Source organism: Pseudoalteromonas sp. DL2-H2.2, from assembly GCF_021532535.1.
Classification (GTDB): Bacteria; Pseudomonadota; Gammaproteobacteria; order Enterobacterales; family Alteromonadaceae; genus Pseudoalteromonas; species Pseudoalteromonas rubra_A.
On record NZ_JAKGBD010000002.1, the window covers coordinates 288,782 to 310,862 of the forward strand.

Annotated in this window: 19 protein-coding genes; 11 read left to right on the forward strand and 8 right to left on the reverse strand. The window is 49.0% G+C overall.

Annotated features, from left to right (window positions below):
* Nucleotides 1-144 precede the first annotated feature (144 nt).
* A complete protein-coding gene (locus tag L1285_RS04005; RefSeq protein ID WP_235411056.1) occupies nt 145-1,449 on the forward strand; it encodes an inosine/guanosine kinase in 1,305 nt (434 codons plus the stop codon).
* 51 nt (nt 1,450-1,500) lie between these two features.
* On the opposite strand, the gene glsB is transcribed toward L1285_RS04005, so the two are convergent.
* From glsB to L1285_RS04025, 4 genes are all read right to left on the reverse strand, one after another.
* Nucleotides 1,501-2,430 (reverse strand): glutaminase B, encoded by a 930-nt coding sequence (gene glsB / locus L1285_RS04010; protein WP_235411057.1) that lies wholly within the window; start codon nt 2,428-2,430, stop codon nt 1,501-1,503.
* Between the two features lie 116 nt (nt 2,431-2,546).
* Complete coding sequence (locus tag L1285_RS04015) at nt 2,547-3,110, reverse strand: phosphoribosyltransferase (RefSeq protein ID WP_046003029.1); 564 nt, start codon at nt 3,108-3,110, stop codon at nt 2,547-2,549.
* Nucleotides 3,111-3,949: 839 nt separating this feature from the next.
* Nucleotides 3,950-4,504, reverse strand: coding sequence for a hypothetical protein (locus L1285_RS04020; RefSeq protein WP_235411058.1), 555 nt, complete (start codon nt 4,502-4,504; stop codon nt 3,950-3,952).
* 1 nt (nt 4,505) lies between these two features.
* Nucleotides 4,506-4,811 carry a helix-turn-helix transcriptional regulator gene (locus tag L1285_RS04025; protein WP_235411059.1) on the reverse strand — a complete coding sequence of 102 codons (306 nt, stop codon included), beginning with the start codon at nt 4,809-4,811 and terminating at the stop codon, nt 4,506-4,508.
* A 206-nt stretch (nt 4,812-5,017) separates the two neighbouring features.
* Between L1285_RS04025 and L1285_RS04030 the strand changes: the two genes are divergently transcribed.
* Nucleotides 5,018-5,551, forward strand: coding sequence for a DinB family protein (locus tag L1285_RS04030; RefSeq protein WP_235411060.1), 534 nt, complete (start codon nt 5,018-5,020; stop codon nt 5,549-5,551).
* Between the two features lie 37 nt (nt 5,552-5,588).
* Here the strand turns inward: L1285_RS04030 and L1285_RS04035 are convergent, their stop codons facing one another.
* Nucleotides 5,589-7,085, reverse strand: coding sequence for a Calx-beta domain-containing protein (locus L1285_RS04035; RefSeq protein ID WP_235411061.1), 1,497 nt, complete (start codon nt 7,083-7,085; stop codon nt 5,589-5,591).
* A gap of 312 nt (nt 7,086-7,397) precedes the next feature.
* Between L1285_RS04035 and L1285_RS04040 the strand changes: the two genes are divergently transcribed.
* Entirely contained in the window at nt 7,398-7,658 is a 261-nt protein-coding gene (locus tag L1285_RS04040) for a hypothetical protein (RefSeq protein WP_235411062.1), read from the forward strand.
* A gap of 36 nt (nt 7,659-7,694) precedes the next feature.
* Here the strand turns inward: L1285_RS04040 and L1285_RS04045 are convergent, their stop codons facing one another.
* The gene (locus L1285_RS04045) at nt 7,695-8,807 is read right to left on the reverse strand and encodes an FAD-dependent monooxygenase (RefSeq protein WP_235411063.1); all 1,113 of its coding nucleotides are present in this window, start codon (nt 8,805-8,807) and stop codon (nt 7,695-7,697) included.
* A 99-nt stretch (nt 8,808-8,906) separates the two neighbouring features.
* On the opposite strand from L1285_RS04045, the gene L1285_RS04050 reads away from it, so the two are divergent.
* Entirely contained in the window at nt 8,907-9,797 is an 891-nt protein-coding gene (locus L1285_RS04050; RefSeq protein ID WP_235411064.1) for a LysR family transcriptional regulator, read from the forward strand.
* 73 nt (nt 9,798-9,870) lie between these two features.
* On the opposite strand, the gene L1285_RS04055 is transcribed toward L1285_RS04050, so the two are convergent.
* Nucleotides 9,871-11,343, reverse strand: a complete 1,473-nt coding sequence (locus L1285_RS04055; RefSeq protein ID WP_235411065.1) for an alpha/beta hydrolase — start codon at nt 11,341-11,343, stop codon at nt 9,871-9,873.
* Nucleotides 11,344-11,593: 250 nt separating this feature from the next.
* Between L1285_RS04055 and L1285_RS04060 the strand changes: the two genes are divergently transcribed.
* From L1285_RS04060 to L1285_RS04090, 7 genes are all read left to right on the forward strand, one after another.
* Nucleotides 11,594-12,535, forward strand: coding sequence for a hypothetical protein (locus L1285_RS04060; RefSeq protein WP_235411066.1), 942 nt, complete (start codon nt 11,594-11,596; stop codon nt 12,533-12,535).
* A gap of 30 nt (nt 12,536-12,565) precedes the next feature.
* Nucleotides 12,566-13,777 (forward strand): hypothetical protein, encoded by a 1,212-nt coding sequence (locus tag L1285_RS04065; protein WP_235411067.1) that lies wholly within the window; start codon nt 12,566-12,568, stop codon nt 13,775-13,777.
* Nucleotides 13,778-14,107: 330 nt separating this feature from the next.
* Entirely contained in the window at nt 14,108-14,287 is a 180-nt protein-coding gene (locus tag L1285_RS04070; RefSeq protein WP_235411068.1) for a hypothetical protein, read from the forward strand.
* Nucleotides 14,288-14,411: 124 nt separating this feature from the next.
* Nucleotides 14,412-15,671 carry a radical SAM/SPASM domain-containing protein gene (locus L1285_RS04075; RefSeq protein ID WP_235411069.1) on the forward strand — a complete coding sequence of 420 codons (1,260 nt, stop codon included), beginning with the start codon at nt 14,412-14,414 and terminating at the stop codon, nt 15,669-15,671.
* 374 nt (nt 15,672-16,045) lie between these two features.
* Entirely contained in the window at nt 16,046-17,359 is a 1,314-nt protein-coding gene (locus L1285_RS04080; protein ID WP_235411070.1) for a serine hydrolase domain-containing protein, read from the forward strand.
* Nucleotides 17,360-17,371: 12 nt separating this feature from the next.
* Nucleotides 17,372-18,079, forward strand: a complete 708-nt coding sequence (locus L1285_RS04085) for a response regulator transcription factor (RefSeq protein WP_235411071.1) — start codon at nt 17,372-17,374, stop codon at nt 18,077-18,079.
* On the forward strand, nt 18,069-19,307 hold the full coding sequence (locus tag L1285_RS04090) for a sensor histidine kinase (RefSeq protein WP_235411072.1): 1,239 nt from the start codon (nt 18,069-18,071) through the stop codon (nt 19,305-19,307). Before L1285_RS04085 ends, L1285_RS04090 begins: the two co-directional genes overlap by 11 nt.
* A 445-nt stretch (nt 19,308-19,752) precedes the next feature.
* On the opposite strand, the gene parC is transcribed toward L1285_RS04090, so the two are convergent.
* Complete coding sequence (parC, locus tag L1285_RS04095; protein ID WP_235411073.1) at nt 19,753-22,059, reverse strand: DNA topoisomerase IV subunit A; 2,307 nt, start codon at nt 22,057-22,059, stop codon at nt 19,753-19,755.
* Between the last annotated feature and the right edge of the window lie 22 nt (nt 22,060-22,081).

Sequence of the window (22,081 nt, forward strand, 5' to 3'; positions counted from 1 at the left end):
GGATATTCTAGCGTATTGTCGCGAACTGCGCACTGTGACAGTTATATTGCTAAAATTAGCAAATTGCCATGGCTCATTGATATCAATTTAAGCTATAATTCGCCGCTTTTTTTATTTGACGAGCTCAACACACACGGGTAAAACATGAAATTTCCGGGCCGCAGAAGACATAAACATTATTTTCCAGTCGAAGATAAAGACCCCATAATTAACCAGTTACATGTCGTTGATCGACTTAAACGCAACTACATTTGTGGTATTGACCAAATCGTAGTAGATATCGAAGCTAAGGTTGATCAGGCCTTCCTTGATGAGTTTGGGCTGCAACGCGGTATGTCTCAAGTGATAGACAATGATGTCACCAATGCGCTCTATGACCGCCTGAAACGTGATGACATGATTGACTATGAATTTGCTGGCGGCACCATAGGCAATACCATGCACAACTACTCCGTGCTGGCGGATAGCCGCTCGGTATTGTTGGGCGTAATGAGCGAAAACATTCAAATAGGCAGCTATGCCTATAAGTTTTTGTGTAACACCTCCAGCCGCGTCGATCTTGATTACCTGCAACCTGTGCCCGGTCCCATCGGCCGTTGCTTTACCCTGATTGACGACAGTGGCGAACGTACCTTCGCGATCAGCGCCGGTATGATGAACCACCTGAAACCAGAGTCTATCGACAAGTCGTTGATTGAAAACGCCTCCGCTTTGGTGATCAGCGCCTATCTGATGCGTACTTCAGGCGAAGAAACCATGACTCAGGCAACCATGCAGGCAGTGAAGTATGCCAATGATGCCGGTGTTCCTGTGGTATTGACGTTAGGCACTAAGTTCCTGATTGAACAAGACCCCGCGTGGTGGGCAGACTTCGTTGAAAAACACGTTGATATTCTGGCCATGAACGAGGAAGAAGGCGAAGCCATCACAGGTTTTGACGATCCACTGTTGGCCGCCGACAAAGCGCTGGACTGGGTCGACTTAGTGATCTGTACCGCCGGACCAAAGGGCCTGTTTATGGCCGGTTACGTGGACGAAGAGAAAAAACGCGAAACCGAATACCCGCTGCTGCCAGGGGCCATTCCTGAATTCAACCAGTATGAGTTCTCCCGCGCCATGCGCCGCAGTGCCTGTAAACAGCCAATCAAAGCATACAGCCACACCGCCCCTTACATGGGTGGCCCAGACACCATCAAAAACACCAATGGTGCCGGAGATTGTGCGCTGGCTGCGGTACTGCACGACTTATCAGCCAATGTCTACCATAAGCTCAACGTGCCCAACTCGGCCAAGCATGAGCAGCATGCCATTACCTATTCTTCACTGGCGCAGATCAGCAAATACGCTAACCGTGCCAGCTATGAAGTCTTAGTTCAGCATTCGCCGCGCCTGTCGCGTGGGTTGCCAGAGCGAGAAGACTCGCTGGAACAAACCTACTGGGATCAGTAAGCAATAAAAAATGGGAGCCGAGGCTCCCATTTTTTATGTCTCTGCGCTCGATTAAAACAACGCGGTGCCCAGCTTTTCAGCCAGCAACTCCAGCGCCGCAATACCGGCCACGGAATTACCCACTTTATCTAACCCTGGCGACCACACCGCCACCGTAAAGCGCTCTGGCGCCACCGCGATGATGGTGCCCGACACTCCGGATTTACCCGGCATACCTACCCGATAGGCAAAGTCTCCGGCGGCGTCGTACAAGCCACTGGTGAACAACAAAGAATTAAGCTGCTGGGTCTGCCGAGCACTCAGTACCCGCTGACCGCTTTGCTGACAGATACCGCCGGTTGAAAGATAAGAAAACGCCTGCGCCAGTTCACACACATTCAGCTCAATGGCACAAAAGTTAAAATACGACCACAGCACTTCTTCAACCTGATTATCAAAGTTGCCGAATGATTTCATCAGATAGGCCATGGCCGCATTACGATAGCGATGGTCGTACTCAGACTGTGCCACTACCTTGTTAATGCCCACCTTAGGATTAGCGGTATGGCTGCGGTAGCTCTCCAGCATAGTGTGGATAGGCGCACTCAGGCGGCTGAATAAGGCATCGCAGGTTACGATGGCACCGGCATTGATAAAGGGATTACGGGGAATGCCATTTTCAAACTCCAGCTGAGTCAGGGAGTTAAATGCGGTGCCCGACGGCTCTTTGCCCACCCGCTGCCACAGCTCGTCGCCATAACGCTGCAATGCCAGCGTCAGGGTCATCACCTTAGAAACAGACTGAATGGTAAAGCGGCTGTCACAGTGACCGGCACTAAAGGTTTGCCCGTCGGCGGTATGTAATGCAATGGCAAACTGACCCAGTGACTGCTCGGCAAGCGCGGGGATGTAATCAGCCACTTTTCCCCGCTGAGACAAGGGCTGCACTTGCTGTGCAACCTGTTGCAAAATAGCCTGATAATCAGGCGTAGCGTTAGTCATAGAGAGCAAACATCATATCAAAAAGCACAATAGCGCGAGTGTAACAGATTTACACCCACAAAAAAGCCGCACGGGCGTTTGCCGGTGCGGCTTTCACAATACCACTGGCGTCTGTTTTACTTAGTAAACAGCTCTTTGATATTAGCCAGGTCAGATTTGCCCGCGATCAGCTCATCCGGCGTTAATCCAGATAATTCATGAGGGAACACCAACCACTCGTCCGACTCATGGATAAAGTAATCCGGCGTCATCGGCACTTTTTTATTGGTTGGCTTGTAGTACGGACAGGCAACACGAATGTCTTTTGGCAGGTTCAGGCGCATCAGCTCTTCGAGTTTTTCACGCAGCGCATAAATACTGCGGCCCGAGTCAAACACGTCGTCCACAATCAGCAAAGAGTCGCCCGCATTGGCGTTCTCAACAATGTAATGCAAACCGTGTACTTTGATCTCTTTAGACTGCTTGCCAATACCATAGTAAGACGACGTACGTACCGCAATGTGGTCTGTTTCTATGCCCTTGTAATCATAGTATTCCTGAACCGCAATCCCGATAGGCGCACCACCACGCCAAATGCCGATAATAAAGTCAGGACGAAAGCCGTCTTCATAAACCTGAGCCGCCAGTCGAAATGAATCTTCAAGTAATTGTTGCGCCGTGATATAGCACTTGTCAGACATACAAACCCCGTGTCATTGAGCAAAGAACACCGCACAAACCTGAGTGTAAAAAGCACCAATACAAGCACCCCATCAGACAGCACGGCTGAGAATAACGTATAACCGGGTATTTTAGCCCAGTAGAAAAAAAATTGCTTGCGCTAGCGCAGTTTTTTTACAGGATGATGACTGAATGGAAGTAATACGCTGACCGCTTAACCTGGGCGTGAATGAAAGACTGGCAGTAAAACACTTTTACCGCCAGTCTGATGCCCGTGCATTAGCCGATAACCGAATAGCCCCGAAGATGGTAATACAACGAGCCCGGCGACTGAGCGCCACCCTGAGTGTACGACGAGTGCGAGCTCAACGTGGGCATTACCGGGTTTAAGACTTGGGGGGCTTTTCGATTGGCTGACTTCTGACTGGCAACCCTCGATCATCAGGCTTGTTAACCCCACCCTGAACTTTTAACAAATCTGCTTTGCTGATGTTTTTCATTCCTACATATCCTTCTAGGCTCACTCAAATATCCATTGCCGACATTTTGAAAAGTGCAGCTCCACATAAAGCCCACTCCTCTAGCCATAAAATTTATGACTTTGCTGGCTTCTCAATTGGCTGACTTCTGGCTGGCAGATCTCGCTCACCAGGTTTTCTAGCACTACCACCTTTTACTTGTATTAGATCTGTTTTGCTGATTTTTTTCATTCCTACGCATCCTCGCTTTTCCAATGAAACATTTTACACAACTGAGTGTTACTTAATGAAATTATTAATACACTCTTTGGCATACAATGGCAAACTCCCCGTTTGCTAAAGCAGACCTAATGTTGGTGATTTTCGTTTTTCTCGTGCAGCTACTCAGTCGGGTCGGTGGCAAAGCTATCCCCATGCTCTTTATAAAAGCGTTCTCGATCGGGCGTTTTAAATACATAAGTCAATAAACCACAACACATCAGTATGTTCAAAGTGATCAATATAAAGTTGCGTACATCATTACTCATTATCCAGCCATCAGTCACATAAAATTTATATAGCCACACTTCCAAGTAATTGAACGCAGCTAAAGCAAAATCAATCAAGCCCAACAAAATAAGGCCAATCTCCTGTACCGAAAAATGATGGTTTTCATACACTCTTAAAAAGAAAGGCCAACCGGTAAACCTGTGTAAAGCATACGCAATACGGTTTCGGTAGATAATGGGCACTAGGAACAACAAACACATCCCCATATTGTACAAATACAAGTGTGTCGTCCAGGTATAACTAACCTTATACAGCGCGGTGTCAATTATTTCGATGAAAGTTAACAAGAGCAGGAAATACCGTGAACTTTCATACTTCCAAGCATAAACTAATGCCACCAACAAGAATGGTAGCGACACATAACTAAAAACTGTATAAAAATCCATCTCAAGAATCCTCTTCTTCGTTTTGTTCTTCCGGACTGGCAGGTGGCTTATCACTTAAAAAATTAAAATACAAGGCAACCAGGTCCTTGCCAAAAATCATAAAGATATCCAGCAGCTGGGCACTGGTCATATCCGTTTTGCCACTTTCCCAGTTGCTGACCGTTGACTGGTCAACCGCTGACGACATTTTCGCGGCCAGATCTTTTTGACTTAATCCAAGCTCATTGCGCATCTGGCGAATGGAGCGCTGGATCAGCCGGTTAAACCGGTCAATTTCCTGCTGTCGCTTCCTTGGGCTATGCTTCATTCTCTTTTCCATGGGTTAAAATTGTAAACAGATAATTACCACAAGTTAACTGGACCAACAACTGAATTGCGAAGGGCTGTAGACATCTATGAATATATTCATCACCCCTTGCCTTTTTTGTTTATATTTATGAATAATTATCAGCTACTTGTATTAGTATTACTGCCACTATCAACACAACTAAACACACCCGAAAGGACACGCCCATGAGCCAACTTACCCAATTCAGACTACTGGCAAATTACAACCAGTGGATGAATCAAAAAATGTATACCGCCGCCGCACAACTGAGTAACGCAGCCCTGAATCAGGATCGGGGGGCGTTTTTTGGCTCTATACTGGGCACTTTAAACCACCTGGTTGTGGCAGATCTTATCTGGCTAAAACGCTATGCCGCCTGTGAAGCCTGCGCCGATGTGCTGGCCGCGGTGGTGGCACAGGATGACCCCACCAGCCTGAGTCAGTGTTTATTTCACGATTTAGCGCAGTTAACTGACTATCGTCAGTGGCTGGATGCGCAGATCTTAGATTTACTACAGCATTTACAGGACAGTGATTTGACAAGCGTGTTGACCTATCGCAACAGCAAGGGCGTGACGTATCATAAACCCTTTGCCAGTTTACTGGCGCATTTATTTAATCATCAGACTCACCACCGTGGTCAGATATCGACATTACTCAGTCAGGCGGGCGTAGACGTCGGGGCCACCGATCTTTTGCTGTTAATTGATGATGTATAAGGAAGCGGCCTCCTGTTGGAGGCCGCTTTAGCAGAGGTTAGTCGCACCCTTTTTGGATGCTCGATGTCCAGACTTTCAATATAAAGTCGTTGTAATCGCGGTCGTTTTGGTCTTCCCAGTACTGCTTGTCGCCATACACACGATAGTTAGTGGTCAGCTGGCCAGGATTACCGTTAATCGACAACACATAGTCGTAGCTGGCGCCTTCAATGACATCATAACTGCCCGAGCCACCGTATTCATCCAGCAACTTCACATAACTGCCATTGACCCGCACGCCCCAGTCATTGTTGTAGCCTGCGCTTTCACTGACAAACTGATAATGAATGCGGGTGTAGTTATCAGGTATACACGCCGGGTCGTTATCTTCTATGGTGCCGGTAACAGACGCAGAGCCGCTGGTATGTGTTGCACCTTCAACCAGCAAGGTGAAAGCCTCGCTGTCTTCATGCTCATCATCATCCACCGTTGCAATATTGAGTGTTGCACTTACTTGTCCCGCAGCTATCGTAATACTGGCAGGCGGCGGCGTGTAATCACCCGCAGACGTGGTATCGTCCAGCACACTGACATCCAGCGTCACATCCTGATAGTAAGCGTTGCTCAGGGTAATCTGATATTCGAGTTGTCCCCCTTCAGACACCACATCTGTGATTGCTTCAAGGGTGAAAGTGGGTTCAGGATCGGTCTCGCAACTGGGTGTAGTGTAACAGGCCACGGGCTGATCGGTGTTCACTGCCAAATCGTTCAACCGCACCGGTACGGTAGCCAGTAAACAAGTATTACCCGACTGAGGGTTGAGTTTATAGAGTTTAGAGCGATTAACATGACCATAGTCGTTGATCAGAGTACGGCTGACAACGATTTCACCCGCCTGATTCAACGCCGCACCAGTGGCCGCGGTAAGACTATGATTTGCAAGCTTTGTTGCCTTAAAGGTGGTTTTATCTAGCTGATAAACACTGCGACTGGTGACCAGATACCAGTTACCATTTTGAATAACCAGATCGCCACGGAACTTACCTTTTAGTGACCCCAATGCCCCTAACTCGGTTGCTTCACCGGTAGTTTTGTTGATTTCATAGAGCTTTTTAAAATCGGTGCCCAACAGCGCGTCGCGCTCCGGGTCATACACCATACTCAGCACCTGCGAGGTTCTGCCCACCAGCGTGTGGGTATCGGTGGCAAAATCATAGTAGGCCAGGCGCAGGTATTTAAAGCGTTTGCCCTCTATGGGCAGATGAGTTAACTGCTCAGCACTAAGGTTCAGGTGGCTCACATCAACCTGATACTCAAATGGCCTGGGCGCTGACACATAATACATGCGCTTACTGGTTTGATCATACGCCAGCGCAGAGGCACTAAATTCTGCCAGCGTATGTGCAAATGCGCTGTTATCTTGTTCGTTCAGGCCAAATAAAATACCGACATCGCCACGGCCAGCATTAATGCCATACAGCTGACCGGTACAGGTATTTGCGTAGGAAACAGAAGATGCCACCAGGGCAATCAAAGAAAGTGATGTTTTTAGCATGGTAATAAACTCGTGTGGTTCATCCAAATTCAGGCTAATACAACACAAAGTAATGACACATCTACCTCCACTGTACGATGCGATTTCCTATTCCATTAGGAGTGAGTGCTTCCATTATTATCTTTGCAATCTGAGTCTATAATGCGCGCAAACACACAATAAAGCAACATAAAAATAAGAAGATTGGATTAGAAATTAATGAAAACCACCTAAAGAGCTGCTTTTCTGAATAATCTCAGCATTATACGATTTGCTTGAATTTTGCTCGTATCGTTCCTATTAAGTACTTTTATTCAGCAAAAGGAAATGACGATGATGGATCACTCCGGTATAGCCCTTGTACCCGTATTGCTAAAGGCTGGCCTTATTCTCGCCCTGATAGTGACCAGCCTGTGGTGCCTGGTCAGGATAGTGAAATGGGCCAAAGGTATGCCCAAAGCAGCCTACCTGGTGATGGCGATTTTTCCCTTACTCTCGTTGTTTCCTATCCCGCCCCCTGTGTTTAAGAATGTGGCGAAAGCAAAACAGGAACAACGTAAACGTAAGGAAGCCCCGGGAGATCCCCCCGAGTAGCAGACCCTGACAAGCAGCTGGGCTCAACAGCCCACTTTATTCATCAAGCCCCTGCATCCATAGCCGACTCAGCTGCGCCAGAGACATTGCAGGGTGAGTGGCCGATTCGTCACTTTGCCCGGAAAAAAGCTGCTGCGCTAATTGTCGGCCGACATGCTGGGCCATGGTAGTTTTTTCTATCCGCAGTCGGTAAAACTGGCTTAACACGGCGCTGAGCTGGTCCCGCTGAGACATCAGGCAGGCCAGCTGCCAGGCGTCTTCCAGTGCCTGACACGCCCCTTGTCCTGAGGTGGGCAATGACGCGTGCGCTGCATCGCCAATCAGCATCATATTGTCTTTATGCCAGTATGGGAGAGGATCCAAATCATGGACGAAAATGGGCCGCACCGACTCAGGTTCCGGGTGCCTCAGCACGGCCTGAACCGCTTCAGCCCAGCCGCCAAAGCGCTGCCTTAGCTCTCCCAGCCAGTCATGCTGAGTACGACTTTCATCGAGTGAGGTGCGCCAGGCCCCGGCCCAGTAACAACTATCGGGCCTTACGGGCACTATGCCAAAGCGCTCTGTGGGGTGGCGAAAATCGCCAATATGATTGGCCAGCGTACCGGGCCTGAGCTTGCTGACCCCTATCACATTAATAAACCCCTGGTAGCGAGGTGTGCCCGCCTCAGCGAATAACAGTTGGCGCACCACCGACTGCATTCTGCCATCAGCGCCAACGACCAGATCGTTCTCTTGCCTTAGGCTGTCTACTTCTTTGCAGGTTACACAGGTTGCAAATTTAATGGCTACCCCCTGCTCTGTCAGCGCCTCACCCAGTATCCGAGTCAAGTCGCGACGCAGTATGGTCACGCTGGCATAGCCACAGTGCCGGTTTAGCTCGCCAATATCCAGGGTAGTTTGTCTGTTGCCGCTGCGGTCATACTGACACAGTGACTCAGGCGTGCCCCCTGCACGAATCACTTGCTGTGCCAGCCCCATTTTATGTAACACATACATGGCATTGGGCCACAATGTAACGCCTGCCCCCATCGTTGTGAGAGTCGCAGCTCGCTCATAAACTTGTACCTCATGCCCTTGTTTTCTTGCCAGTATTGCCAGCGCCATGCCCGCGACACCCGCGCCAATTATCGCTATACGTTTCTTTTGCATTGTTCACTTCCTTAAATAGATGAGCGCAGTGTGACAAAGCAGCGAAGCGGGATAAACATGCTAATATGGCTTTATAAATCCCACATAATGAGACAATCAATGGTTGAACGGACCGATATTCAATGGTTACTGAGCTTTGTGGCAGTGTATGAAAAGTTGAGCTTCAAACTGGCAGCAGAGCAACGCCTGTTGCCCACCTCTAATATCAGCCGTCATGTTGCCCAATTAGAGCAACACTTAAACACCCGACTGCTGGAGCGCACAACCCGGAAAATGCACCCGACAGCATCAGGTACACAGCTTTATGAGACCATAAAACCGCTGCTACAAAGAATGGATGATGCACTGACAGAGGTCTGCGAGCACAGTGATGCGTTATCCGGGCACCTAAATATGGTTATGCCAGATTTGCCTGTCCTGGCAACGCTTATTGCCGACTTTTGCCATCAGCACCCCGATATCACGCTCAGTTGCGATACCCAGCTCAATCCCTCAGAAGGTATTATGGAGGGCTTAGACTTGGTGATCCGCTTTGGGCGCGGCACCTTGATTGATTCGGGCTGGGTCGCACAACCCCTTCTGACACTGCCAAGCTGTGTTGTCGGGGCGCCGGCTTTGCTTGCCGACCATGCCAATCTGCACACACTGGAAACACTGAGCAAAGTGCCCTGCATTACCAGCCTGACCGCTCTGCAAGGCACGCCCTGGCGATTTAAGCACAATAAAACCCTGCATGTGCAATCCAGCTATAAAGTTAACAGTGGCCACATGGCCAAAGCCGCTGCCATACAGGGGCTGGGATTTGCCATTTTGCCCAGGCATATGTGCCAGGCGGAACTAAAGGCTGGCACGTTAGTTGAGGTCAAACTAGAGCATGAACCGGAAGATCTGGTGCTGTATGCATTTTACTCGGGCCGTAAATACCCACAGAAAAAAGTCACCGCGCTTATCGCGCATCTGCAAACGGGGTTGCGTGAGCAAGACACGTAAGCGATTAACACGCCCGGCTCCGGCTGAAGCCAGGCTTGCTGTTGGTACTTATTGAATGGTTAATTCAACGCACTTACTTCAGCCAGTTAACCATGTTTTCCATCAGCTTGGAGGTCGCAGTGATGCCCGCTTCTCCGCCAACATCGCATAAGCCCAGGCCGCAACCATCAAAGTGGTGGCCTGCTTGCTCCAGTAAGTGTAATTCACTGCCGTTGCGACAGTGTATCCGCGCATACTGGTTGTCAAAACTAAGCATATCGACCTGCGCAGGACCTGCATCAATATCACCTGCTAGTGCATTACACAGCCTTAATGACTGACTCGGTGAGACGATGGCATCTACCATGCCGTGGCTGATAAACATCTCGGGTGCGATGCCCGGATACTGCTCAATGTACTCCAGCAGGCTGTTATTCACGATGATCGGCTCATTACCTGTCAACGCCTGCCAGTCATCTTTACCCGCCAAAGTCGCCAGCATACGTTTAATGTAACCATGGTTATAACTTCCGTCCTGCACTTCCTGTAACTGATGGGCAAAATCTGCCACCGGGAACATAGGGGCTATTTTTTCAATAAAAAATGGTAACTGCTGTGACAACCACACTGCCATGTGTCCGCCTGCTGATTGCCCGATCAGGCGAATTGATTTATCGCTGTGCGTATACTTGTAGTTGTTGAACAACGCCCAAAAATAAGCATCCCGGATATCTTTTTTACTCTCTTCTATTGTCACCTGATTACATGCAGGCCCGGCTTCTCTGTCTTGAGCCAATCGATAAAAAGGCATGTAGACAACAAAGCCAGCCTCAGTCAGCTGAGCGATTTGTGCTTCCATGATACGTGCTGTTTTAAGCCGCTCTAACCAGCCACCACCGTGGATCATCATAACGGGGGTAGCGGTATGATGGTTGATATTTTTATAAACACGCATCTCAAGATGACAGGTCCCCAGCTCGCTCTGAGTCCGTTTGTACGTCGCCCTTTGCATAAGTGGGATCTCAGTGAACGACTGAGTGCGAGTTGTGGCAGGCAGTGTCGCGCCCAGCCCAGGCATCCAGGCATCACTTGCGGCATTTAAATCATCGCTGCTGCCATATTTTTCTGCCTGGTGGTCGAACTCTCGAAGACAATAGCTGATGTCACTTTCATTTTTATACGCAATTGCATACTGACATTGGTTGTCGCTGTAATACCAGCCTGGCTGCGCCTCATGCACCTGAATTTCAGCACACTGCTCCCCTTGATTTTGATATAGTACGGGCAATAAATCCGGGCTGGGCTTGGTGGCAATGGCGGCGTAACAAAAGCTCGCACTTTCCAGCACATTCGCCAATTGCGGGGATTGATTTAAAAGCATTTCACGTATCGCCTGGTCATGGTGCTTGAAGTAGCCCATCACAGCACTCAACGGCGCGTCGCCATCGCTAGGCTCCCCCGCAAGATAATGCTGTAAGAGTACCTGAGGGTCGGGTATGGCAGAGGCACTGACAGTGCTCGTGGCCGCCAACGTAATAAAGCCAACTAACTGAGATAAATATTTCATACTGGTTCCTTGTTAAATCACCGCAGTAATGACGCGTTTAACATTAAAATATTTACTCTATTTTTGCAGTTATCCTGCCCGGTTACAAAATAGCTCGATGGGCATTTCATCCTTACCTAACAACGCGCAGAAAATTGCCTGTTTTAATCATTTGTAACCCCGCGTAATAGCACAATCCCTGTATTAGATTAAGGTAATACGGACTTTTCACACCACCTTAACTAAACGCGCAGAAGAAAGGAGTACGAACATGACCAACTGCCTCAAGACCCACAGGTCTAAAATAACCCATGTTGGGGTACTGAGCACAGTCATACTGCTCAGTGCATGTGGTAATGGCAATAACACAGTACAGATAAACAAGCCGGCCCCGCGGGTCCCCGATGGCAGTGCACTCACCCAGGTTTCATCTCAATGTCAGCAAAGCACACTTTGCCGTACTGCCGTGCAGGCCGCCAATGCTCTGTCAGCCTCGCCCGAGTCAACCTGCTACCGCCGCGAGTCGCGCGAAAGCACTCAGGCACAGCCCTTCGTGAACCTGACTGACAGCAGCACAGCACATGTTAGTAGCGCCGGGTTTGTCAGTTATGCGCTTAACAATAAGGATGCGCCTGTTACCGACGCCTACAGCGAAATCAAAGCGTTCGCCAGTGATTCAAACAACTGGCCCCAGGCGCACGAATATCAGGCCTTCTTTGAGGGCGTCGCACAAGACACCGTAAGAAGCGCACACTGGCAAGCCAGTACCGATTTAAACCAACTGCGCGTTGGTGATGTATTGAGCTGGTGTAAAGGTAAGTGGTGCGAAGGCGCACAGCCAGATCATGAAAGCGGTTACGCCGGTATTGTGGTCGGCGTTGATGCTGTTTCTGCCAGTCAGGTAAAAGCGGCAACCAGCGCTTTCCCTGCTGATACCCAGTTTTGGAAAGTGGCCGTTGTTGACTCCAGCTGGCGTGTCCATGGTAGCAATCATGATCAGGAAAGTGCTGTGATAGACAAGCGTCATTATGGCGGCAACCTGCATGATGCACGGTGCCAGTTCAATGGTGGTGTAGGCGCAGGTGTTGTCACACTGGCCCAGTGGCAGGAAGCTGAGATGACGCGCTGGGCCTACCTGTACTTTGATACACCTGACCATAAATTTAGCACGCACCTTAGCACCCTGCGCGTGGCATTCGCCAGCCCGATGTAAACGTTTTAATCAAATTAAATAGGTAATACTATGCCAACTATTAAACCAGCTTACCTCGCTTGTTTACTGGCACTCGGTGTCAGCGCCGCAAGCTTTGCAGACACCTGCATAGACAGCTCAGATGCGGGAGAACAAACGAATGACAATCCTTACTGTCTGCTAGATAAAGACAATGCGATGGTTGATACCGACCGTGCTATGGAACTTATCTGCGGAGCGGATACCGCGAGTGAGCTTTGTCAGTTTGCACTGAACAGCGTAAACAATATTTTTACTCAAGGTCATGCGCCGGAAGATGAGCTACCCTATAACTGCTACAGCCATGAACATATAAATGTTAAGACGGAAAATACCGGTACGACTCACGCCCCTGACATAAATGTTGCCAATCCTTCAAGTCCTTATCACTCTCGTACCGACTGCTCAGGGTGGATCAACTACGCACTCACATCCGTTGACAACATAAATTACACCCATGCTAACCAGGCCATCACGAAATATCATGCGGCTATGCAGGATTTTGGCACCCCCTTAAGCCCTAATTGGCCTCAGGCATTTGTTTACTATAACTTTTTTAACGAGCTATCCCTGAATAGCCAGGGTCGCAAAACAGCAAATGAGAAGGGCCTGACCGATAAAGAGAAGGCAATCACCACAGAAGTCTCCAGTGACTACTGGAAAGCACACCAGGATCTGAGTGAGCTTAAGTCGGGCGATATTCTCGCCTGGTGTGAGGGCGAGCGATGTGATCCACTGTCGAAAAAATCGCAAAGTGGCAACACAGGCCACGTTATGATTGTCATTGCAGCAAAAGAAATCTTCCCAAAAGCAGGCGCTCCCCTTGCTGATCACATCAAAGATCTGACGAGTAAAGGCCAGCATGGCCCTGATAAAATGAGCGATGTTAAATACTGGTCGGTCGGTGTGATTGACTCTTCGGGAAGTGCACACGGCAGCAGCTTTACTGCCGAAAAAACCTTCCAGCTTAGCAATGAAGAGTATGCACTCGAGCTTATCGACAACCGCTTTTATGGTGATCTGCCGAAAAAGTACCAACCACAATGCCACGTCAAAGGCGGGTTGGGGGCTGGGGTGATTTTACTGGCACAATGGCATGATGGTGAGCAGTGGCGCTATGCCAGGGCATTTAGCCACGCAGCAACCGCTAAACTGCAAGTTGGTGTTGATAATAAAACAGCTGCGGGCTTTGCCATCGCGTTTGGCAGAGTTATAGAACCATAATCCAACTAACAGCTTGTGCCACGGTTACGGCCCCGACAAATGCTCGGGGCTTGTCACGCACAGCATCTTCCTCTCTGTAAGCATTCCTTCCCTGCTTATCAAACCTTACTGAGTTCAATTTCGCCAATAACATAGAAGAATAACCAATTGTTTTTGAATGTTATTTTTGTATTTTTGCTTTTTTGACAGCCACCAGCAGAACACTCATGATAGGTGGCGTACCGCATTGAAGACTTTAGAAGTTTGAAAAGCGGTGCGTCGGTAGCAGAAAGTCTGTTACTGGCAGGTCTGCGGACCATACTCAACGATAACTAAATACAAGGAAATACCATGAAAACCACAAAGCAAAATGTAAAAGCAGTCATCGAAGCAGAAGAGCTACTAGCAAAAATTGAGGGTGGCTCAAAGCTTAGCAACAACTACCTGAGCAAAGGCATGGCACATGACATGTTGTGTGCAGATGCAGTTGGTCCGGGTGTACAAATCTATGGATGTAGCCTGGCTAACTAACAGCCTGCTTAGTAATACGCACAATACCAAATGATTAGGGGCCAGTATGACTAATTTAACACACAGATCTGATATTCGAATAAATGCTGCATACAGACAAACTTATGCGGTTTGGGAAATTACATTGAAATGCAATCTCGCCTGCAACCACTGTGGTTCGAGAGCAGGCGATGCACGGGTCGATGAATTATCCACCAGTGAAGCACTGGATTTAGTCGCACAGATGGCAGATCTGGGTATTAAAGAAGTCACCCTAATCGGGGGCGAGGCATTTATGCGCCCCGACTGGCTACAAATTGCAGCAGAGATCACCAAAAAAGGCATGAAGGCAACCATGACAACAGGTGGCTATGGGATTTCTCTCGGTACAGCTAAACGGATGAAGGAAGCGGGAATTGCGGCGGTCTCTTTGTCAATTGATGGGATGGAGCGCAGCCACGACCTGCTCAGAGGCAAACAAGGCGCCTGGCAGAAGTGTTTTGAAACCATTGCACACCTGCGTGAAGCAGGGATCCCGGTTGGCTGTAACTCACAGGTAAATCGCGAGTCCATTGCCGAACTCCCTTCCCTGTACGAAGAGTTGCTTAAAGCAGGGATTTCCGCGTGGCAATTGGCTCTCACGGTGCCTATGGGAAATGCCGTCGAAAACTCGCATATTTTACTACAGCCCTATGAACTCCTGGATGTGTTCCCGTTGCTCGCCTACCTGTCCAAGCGAGGTAACAGCGAGGGGATACGCGTACACATGGGTAATAACATTGGCTATTTTGGGCCATATGAGCGATTGCTGAAAGAGCCCATCGCATCAGAGGCAAAGTGGGCCTTCACTCGCGGCTGTAGCGCAGGTCAAAATGCAATAGGCATTGAAGCCGATGGCAGCATCAAGGGCTGCCCATCACTACCAAGCGACCAATATACAGGTGGTAATATTCGCGACCGAAAGTTGCAGGACATCTACCAGAATAGTCCGGAGCTGCGCATCAACGACATCACTACACCCGAAGATGCCACCCGCCACCTGTGGGGCGAATGCAGCAGCTGTGAATTTGCCTCTGTGTGCCGTGCAGGCTGTCACTGGACCGCACACGTGTTCTTTGGTAAGCGCGGCAACAACCCCTATTGCCATCACAGAGCACTAAAAAAAGCGGCTAAGAATCAAAGAGAAAGGTTCTATGCTAAACAAGCAGCTCCGGGCAAGCCGTTCGACCATGGGGTCTTTGCGATACACGACGAGTTGTGTATTGTGAACGAAGATTCAGATCAGTTCCGCATTGATAACATGGCGATCCCTGAGCGCTGGCAAAACGAAGGACTGGACCTGGTAACCCTGATCCGAGAAGAAAAGACCAGTGCCATCAATAGCTACCGCGCGCTGCTTGGGTAAGCCCCGTTCACGGCCAAACGTATCGCCTGAGTACAGGGCTAACACTGGCTCAGATTAGGTTTTCTATTGTCTCCAGAACTCCCTGTTTGCCTAGGCCAAAGCAGGGAGTAAATACCACCCGTTAGACAATAAGACGCTTGCTATGGCAATGACTGAGAATCACTTTAATCCTGAAAGTGTCTTGAGTCTTGTATGTCTGGTTAGTTAAACACTTTATTTCTCATCAAAAATCACGGATTTTCCAGTCATCACGCGCGCCGCAAAGTTGTCCTACGATTTTCTCACAGTGGCGTTAGCCGTTTTACATTGAGTTTACCTGAGTTGATTTAACCTGTGACTCAACAGCTAACAACCACCCAATTTAAGGAAACACCATGCGTATAGCGACGACCAAACCAAACAAAAGCACACTGACAACACTGATCTGTGCAGCACTATTTGGCCTGACATCACACACAATGGCGGCGTCTGACACCACAGTTACCAATACCACAGCACCAATCGCAGCGCACACGGCCTCACACACGCTCGATACACACATAGAGCAATTACTCGCTGAGCACCACTTACCGGGATTAGTGTTGATGGTGAAACACCAAAATAAACTGGTACATTACAACGCGTACGGCAAAGTAAACGTCAAGAAACCCAAGCCGATGACAAAAGACGCACTGTTCCGTATTTTTTCAATGAGTAAACCCATCACGTCAGTGGCTTTATTACAGTTAGTAGACAGAGGCCAGATCGATTTAGCGGATGATATTCGCAAATTTTTACCTGAGCTGGATGTGCTCGAAGTTGATGGACAACCACATACGGTCACCATTCATCACTTGCTCTCACATACCGCCGGATTTGGTTATGGCGGTGGGCTAAAAAGCTGGGTTGATATTCGCTACTTATTGGCTAACCCACTGAGCCGCGGCAATACCCTGGACGAGATGATTGACGACTTGTCTGGCATAGACCTTAAATTTACGCCGGGGGAGCGCTTTGAGTATTCGATTGCCAGTGACATTCAGGGTGCCATTATCGAAAAAGTGTCAGGCCTGCCTTTAGATACCTATCTGACACGCTATCTTTTTGAGCCACTCAACATGCAAGACACCCATTTCTCAGTGCCAAAGGGCAGCGAACACCGACTGGTTGATATGTATGAGTATGACGCGACCACCTTTGAAGAAGCCTATGTGTTCAACAAAGACAAAATTCTCTTTAGCGAAGAAGGCGCAGATAGTGACTATTTAAACAAACCGGTTTTACTCTCGGGTGGTGGCGGGCTTATCTCAACTGCACAAGATTACAGTAACTTCGTTTCCATGCTTTCGAATCAGGGGAAATTTAATGGTCAGACCCTGTTATCCGAGCACTTGGTTAACACTATGCTCAGCACTAAAACGCAGGGGCTGGACACCCACTTTATGCCAAGGGTATACAAAGGCGTAGGTTTTGGTTACGGTGTAGGAGTTAAAGAAACAGCCGGTGATCTTCGTCAGGAAGGCACCTTCTTTTGGGGTGGCATGGGCGGTACCATATTTTGGAGCGACCCAAAATCTCAGCTTGAAGTGGTCGCGATGATGCAGGTAGAAGATGGCTGGGTTGCACTCGAAAAGTGGCTAATCCCCCACATTTATACCCTTATTGACGCACCTCAAATACGTGCTCAAAACGCTAAAACCGAGTTATAAAGTGAATTAAACATGGCACACATTCTGGTAGTTGAAGATGATATGGATATTGCACAAGGCATTGCTGAGTTTTTGGAACCCAAAGGACATGAACTCGACTTTGCCTACACAGGTAAACAAGCCCTCGTTTTACTGGAGCAAAACCGTTATCAACTCGTTTTGTTAGATATCAACTTACCATTTGTGAATGGTTACGATGTCTGCCGTCAGTTGTCAGACAACGCACTGGGCCAGCATTTAGCCAAAATTCCGGTGATCATGATGTCTTCTCGTAGCCACGAGCAAGACATCCTGCAAGGCTTTGCCAGTGGTGCCTGGGATTACTTAAAAAAACCCTTCTCTTTTGCCGAGCTGACTGCCCGGATCGACGTTGGATTAATGAAATCAATGCCACCAACCACGCCAACCGATGTCATTACCTTTGACGACGTGACACTCGACCCGGAGACATTACTGCTCACCTATCAGCACACAAGCCTGCAGCTACATAATATCGGTTATGAGATATTAAAGTTGCTTATTTCTCAGGCTCCAGGCGTGGTAAAGACACAAACGCTCCATGCCCATTTATGGCCAGATGAAACGCCAGACAGCGACCCGCTCAGAGCACACATATACAAACTGAGAAAACAACTCAAAGGCCACTTCGATCAAGATTTTATCGAGACGATCAAAGGAGTCGGATACAAATTTACCCTGGCCAGGAACCATGTTGTTTAATTCATCAAGTCAACCCACCTTACTCTCACGTGTCAGGCAACACAGCTTATGGCTCGCATTAACGCTGTTCTTGCTCTTTTCAGGTATGACCCTGTTTATTGTCTTTGCTTTGGAAGATGCCGTTTTTAAAGATCAACTTAAGCAGACCTATCACGTGCTCCAGCAAGGTGGATCATTACCCGCTAACATGACCTTAGTCACACAAACCGATGCCTTCACTCTGTCTGACAGTGAGCAGCTTAAATACTTTGAGTTTGACGCGCACTTTGGAGAATTTAACCAGGGTGATCAGCATTTTCATTTTATGAAAACCGATCTTGGCGTCCTGCTCCTCAATAGCTCAGAGTTGGGGATCATATCCCGCGCCATTGATGATATTTTGGTAATTTTACTGTTGATGTTGCTGCCCACATTACTTCTGACCTACTGGTTTTCTAATAAGCTCTCTGAAAAAGCACTGCAGCCATTTAGCAAAATCCACCATGCCATTGCTTCAGAGCACTTGCACATCAATGAGTTCAAAGCCGCACTGTGCGACATTGAAGAACAAGATATTCAAGTCATTGCCAAAAAATTAGTGAATGCACTAGAACAAAAAACACACCTGTTGCAGCAGCAAATTGCCTTTAACCAGGGTATGGCCCATGAGATAAGAACGCCCTTGCAAGTGATGTCGCACTCGATGGAGCTGATCAGTGCCTCATCACCCGAAATAGCCTCACTAAAGTCATATCATCGTCTCGACAAGGCCATTGCGAGAATGCACCGGATCAGCAGTGCATTGCTGTGGCTTACATCAGATGCAGAAGAGCAACATACCACACAGGTCCGCCATATACTCGACACCGTATTATCGGAGTCTCAGGCACTGATAGCCCTGCATCAAATTGATGTGCGAATTAATGAGCCGGATCCGCTCAATGCACTCAAATTGCCAGTCCCTGAGACCGTTTTAGAACTGGTCATATTGAATCTATTAACCAATGTGATCCATCATTGCCAAACATCAGAAGCCGATAAATACTGGCAGATTAGCATCAGCCCATCCCAGATCCGTTTTTGCAATCCCACGGTACAAACGCCAGATGAAACATCGACTCATGAAAACTTTGGTCTGGGATTGCAATTAGTAACCGCGTTAATGGATAAATTTAATGTGGGTTTTGAAGCCCAACAAAACAACCAGGTATTTAGCGTTTCACTGAGTATTAAGAAACCTAGCCCCTGAACGTTTGGCGCGACGGCTCTATATCCAGATATTTTAAAAACCGGCAGAGCCGCCCTTCGCATACATCGGCAATCTCCTGCTTGCAGTGTGCACTCATCCCCTGCGGCAATGCAATACCACTGTCTCCCATCATATAGGCACTAAAAATGCCTTTTTCCCCTTTATATACCACGGGAAAGTTTACAGATATTGCGCTCCCACCCAGATACCTCTCACCCCAACCAGGTACAGATATCACTATGTCGCCATTCAAGCTATAACGTCCTAACATAGGTGCTGGGTGTTCAAATACTAACTCACCATTTTCTGCAATGCTTGATGATGGAAAGTAAACTTACCTGAATATGCGAAGAAATTCACAATCTGTGAAACGTGAATGTTTATGAGCGTAGCGGTGAGGGAAAACAAGCAGGCATAGTAAGCATTATGCCTGCTTGCTGGAGCATTAAGACTCGTCTGCTTTCTGCTCGCTGTCGTCTGCTTCAGCAACGTCATTGCCGTTATGCTCAATCTCAAACCCATCGACCCGTTGCAGGCCCCTGGGCAGTTTGTTACCACGACGACCGCGTTCACCATAGTAGTGTTCCAGGTCGCCGGGTTTGAGCGTGAGTTTGCGCTTACCGGCATGTAAGGTCACGGCACAGCCATCCGGGATTGCGGCGAGCACTTTTACAAACTCCTCGCGGGCCTGTACTTTGGCACTCGGGATAGAGATGATCTTGTTACCTTTACCTTTGGCCAGCTTGGGCAGGTCGCGCAGCGGGAATATCAGCATCCGGCCTTCGTTAGAAATGGCCATACACCGGTCGGTCGCCACATCACCCACTGTGATGGGGGCCATCAGCTCAGCCCCTTTCGGGATGCTGACCAGGGCCTTACCGTTTTTGTTTTTACTGACCAGGTCGTTAAACTCGGCAATAAAGCCGTAGCCGCCATCGGTGGCCATCAGGTAAAGCGACTGCTCTTCACCCATCACTACATGTTCAAAGTTGGTGCCCGCGGCCAGGTTGAAGCGCCCGGTCATCGGTTCGCCCTGACTACGGGCCGATGGCAAACTGTGCGCATCGGTAGCAAATGCCCGGCCAGAGCTGTCAAGGAACACCGCAGGCTGATTACTGCGGCCTTTGGCCGATGCCTTGTAACTGTCTCCGGCGCGGTAATTGAGCCCTTCGGCATCAATGTCGTGGCCTTTGGCAACCCGGGCCCAGCCTTTTTCAGACAACACCACAGTGACCGACTCCGATGGAATAAGGTCTTTCTCGCTCAGGGCTTTGGCTTCAAGGCGCTCAACAACCGGTGAGCGACGCTCATCACCGTATAATTCGGCGGCTTCGCGAATTTCTTTTTTCAGCAGCGTCGACATTCTGCGCTCTGAGCCCAGCGTTTGCTCCAGCTTGTCGCGCTCGGCGCTCAGTTCATCCTGCTCGCCACGGATCTTCATTTCTTCAAGCTTCGCCAGGTGGCGCAGCTTTAAGTCTAAAATAGCTTCGGCTTGTTTGTCCGACAGTCCAAAGCGGCTCATCAGCTCGTCTTTGGGCTTGTCTTCGGTGCGGATGATTTCAATCACTTCGTCGATATTCAAAAAGGCAATCATTAAACCTTCAAGAATATGCAAACGCGCCAGCACCTTATCGAGGCGATATTGCAAGCGACGGCGCACCGTATCACGACGGAACACCAACCACTCGGCCAGGATAGTACGCAAGTCTTTGACCTGAGGACGACCATCCAGACCAATCATGTTGAGGTTGACCCGGTAGTTCTTTTCCAGATCTGTGGTGGCAAACAAGTGTGCCATCAGTGGCTCAACTTTGACGCGATTGGAGCGTGGCACCACCACAATGCGGGTTGGGTTTTCATGATCCGATTCATCACGTAAGTCAGCAACCATAGGCAGCTTTTTAGCCGTCATCTGCGCCGCAATTTGCTCCAGCACCTTGGCACCGGATACCTGATGAGGCAGCGCGGTGATCACTACCTCGCCCTGATCTTCTTCATACACCGCACGCATTTTAATCGAGCCGCGTCCGGTGGTGTAAATCTTCTGGATCTCTGCTTTTGGCGTGATGATCTCGGCTTCGGTTGGATAATCCGGTGCCTGCACCATTTCCAGCACTTCTTCAAGTGTGGTTTTCGGCTTATCGAGCAAGGTACAGCAGGCTTCAGCCAGCTCACGCACATTGTGCGGCGGGATGTCTGTGGCCATGCCCACGGCAATCCCGGTCACACCATTAAGCAGAATGTGCGGCAATCGTGCTGGTAGCACCATAGGCTCGTTCATGGTGCCATCAAAGTTCGGGATCCAGTCAACCGTGCCCTGGCCTAACTCTTTGAGTAGTACTTCTGAGAATTTAGACAAGCGCGCTTCGGTATAACGCATCGCAGCGAACGACTTAGGATCGTCAGCCGCACCCCAGTTACCCTGACCATCTATCAGCGGGTAGCGGTAAGAGAATGGCTGCGCCATCAGTACCATGGCTTCGTAACAAGCGCTGTCGCCGTGCGGATGGTATTTACCCAGCACGTCACCCACAGTACGGGCAGATTTTTTATATTTGGCTGCGGCCGACAGGCCCAGCTCGCTCATGGCATACACAATACGCCGTTGCACTGGCTTCAGGCCGTCACCAATGTGTGGCAGGGCCCGGTCCATGATCACATACATGGAGTAATTGAGATAGGCGTCTTCTGTGAAGCGGCCCATCGCCAGTTGTTCAATCCCCTGTAAGGACAGGGTTTGCGGATCTGTCATGATACACCTTATTGTTTGTTGT

What these genes read in the sequence shown, in the direction of transcription:
- L1285_RS04065 (WP_235411067.1), top strand. Translation starts at nt 12,566, where the DNA reads ATGCCAACTATTAAACCAGCTTACCTCGCTTGTTTACTGGCACTCGGT.
- L1285_RS04080 (WP_235411070.1), top strand. Translation starts at nt 16,046, where the DNA reads ATGCGTATAGCGACGACCAAACCAAACAAAAGCACACTGACAACACTG.
- L1285_RS04050 (WP_235411064.1), top strand. Translation starts at nt 8,907, where the DNA reads ATGGTTGAACGGACCGATATTCAATGGTTACTGAGCTTTGTGGCAGTG.
- L1285_RS04025 (WP_235411059.1), bottom strand. Translation starts at nt 4,811, where the DNA reads ATGAAGCATAGCCCAAGGAAGCGACAGCAGGAAATTGACCGGTTTAAC.
- L1285_RS04030 (WP_235411060.1), top strand. Translation starts at nt 5,018, where the DNA reads ATGAGCCAACTTACCCAATTCAGACTACTGGCAAATTACAACCAGTGG.
- L1285_RS04015 (WP_046003029.1), bottom strand. Translation starts at nt 3,110, where the DNA reads ATGTCTGACAAGTGCTATATCACGGCGCAACAATTACTTGAAGATTCA.
- parC (WP_235411073.1), bottom strand. Translation starts at nt 22,059, where the DNA reads ATGACAGATCCGCAAACCCTGTCCTTACAGGGGATTGAACAACTGGCG.
- L1285_RS04070 (WP_235411068.1), top strand. Translation starts at nt 14,108, where the DNA reads ATGAAAACCACAAAGCAAAATGTAAAAGCAGTCATCGAAGCAGAAGAG.
- L1285_RS04045 (WP_235411063.1), bottom strand. Translation starts at nt 8,807, where the DNA reads ATGCAAAAGAAACGTATAGCGATAATTGGCGCGGGTGTCGCGGGCATG.
- L1285_RS04060 (WP_235411066.1), top strand. Translation starts at nt 11,594, where the DNA reads ATGACCAACTGCCTCAAGACCCACAGGTCTAAAATAACCCATGTTGGG.
- L1285_RS04040 (WP_235411062.1), top strand. Translation starts at nt 7,398, where the DNA reads ATGATGGATCACTCCGGTATAGCCCTTGTACCCGTATTGCTAAAGGCT.
- L1285_RS04035 (WP_235411061.1), bottom strand. Translation starts at nt 7,085, where the DNA reads ATGCTAAAAACATCACTTTCTTTGATTGCCCTGGTGGCATCTTCTGTT.
- L1285_RS04055 (WP_235411065.1), bottom strand. Translation starts at nt 11,343, where the DNA reads ATGAAATATTTATCTCAGTTAGTTGGCTTTATTACGTTGGCGGCCACG.
- L1285_RS04090 (WP_235411072.1), top strand. Translation starts at nt 18,069, where the DNA reads ATGTTGTTTAATTCATCAAGTCAACCCACCTTACTCTCACGTGTCAGG.
- L1285_RS04005 (WP_235411056.1), top strand. Translation starts at nt 145, where the DNA reads ATGAAATTTCCGGGCCGCAGAAGACATAAACATTATTTTCCAGTCGAA.
- L1285_RS04085 (WP_235411071.1), top strand. Translation starts at nt 17,372, where the DNA reads ATGGCACACATTCTGGTAGTTGAAGATGATATGGATATTGCACAAGGC.
- glsB (WP_235411057.1), bottom strand. Translation starts at nt 2,430, where the DNA reads ATGACTAACGCTACGCCTGATTATCAGGCTATTTTGCAACAGGTTGCA.
- L1285_RS04020 (WP_235411058.1), bottom strand. Translation starts at nt 4,504, where the DNA reads ATGGATTTTTATACAGTTTTTAGTTATGTGTCGCTACCATTCTTGTTG.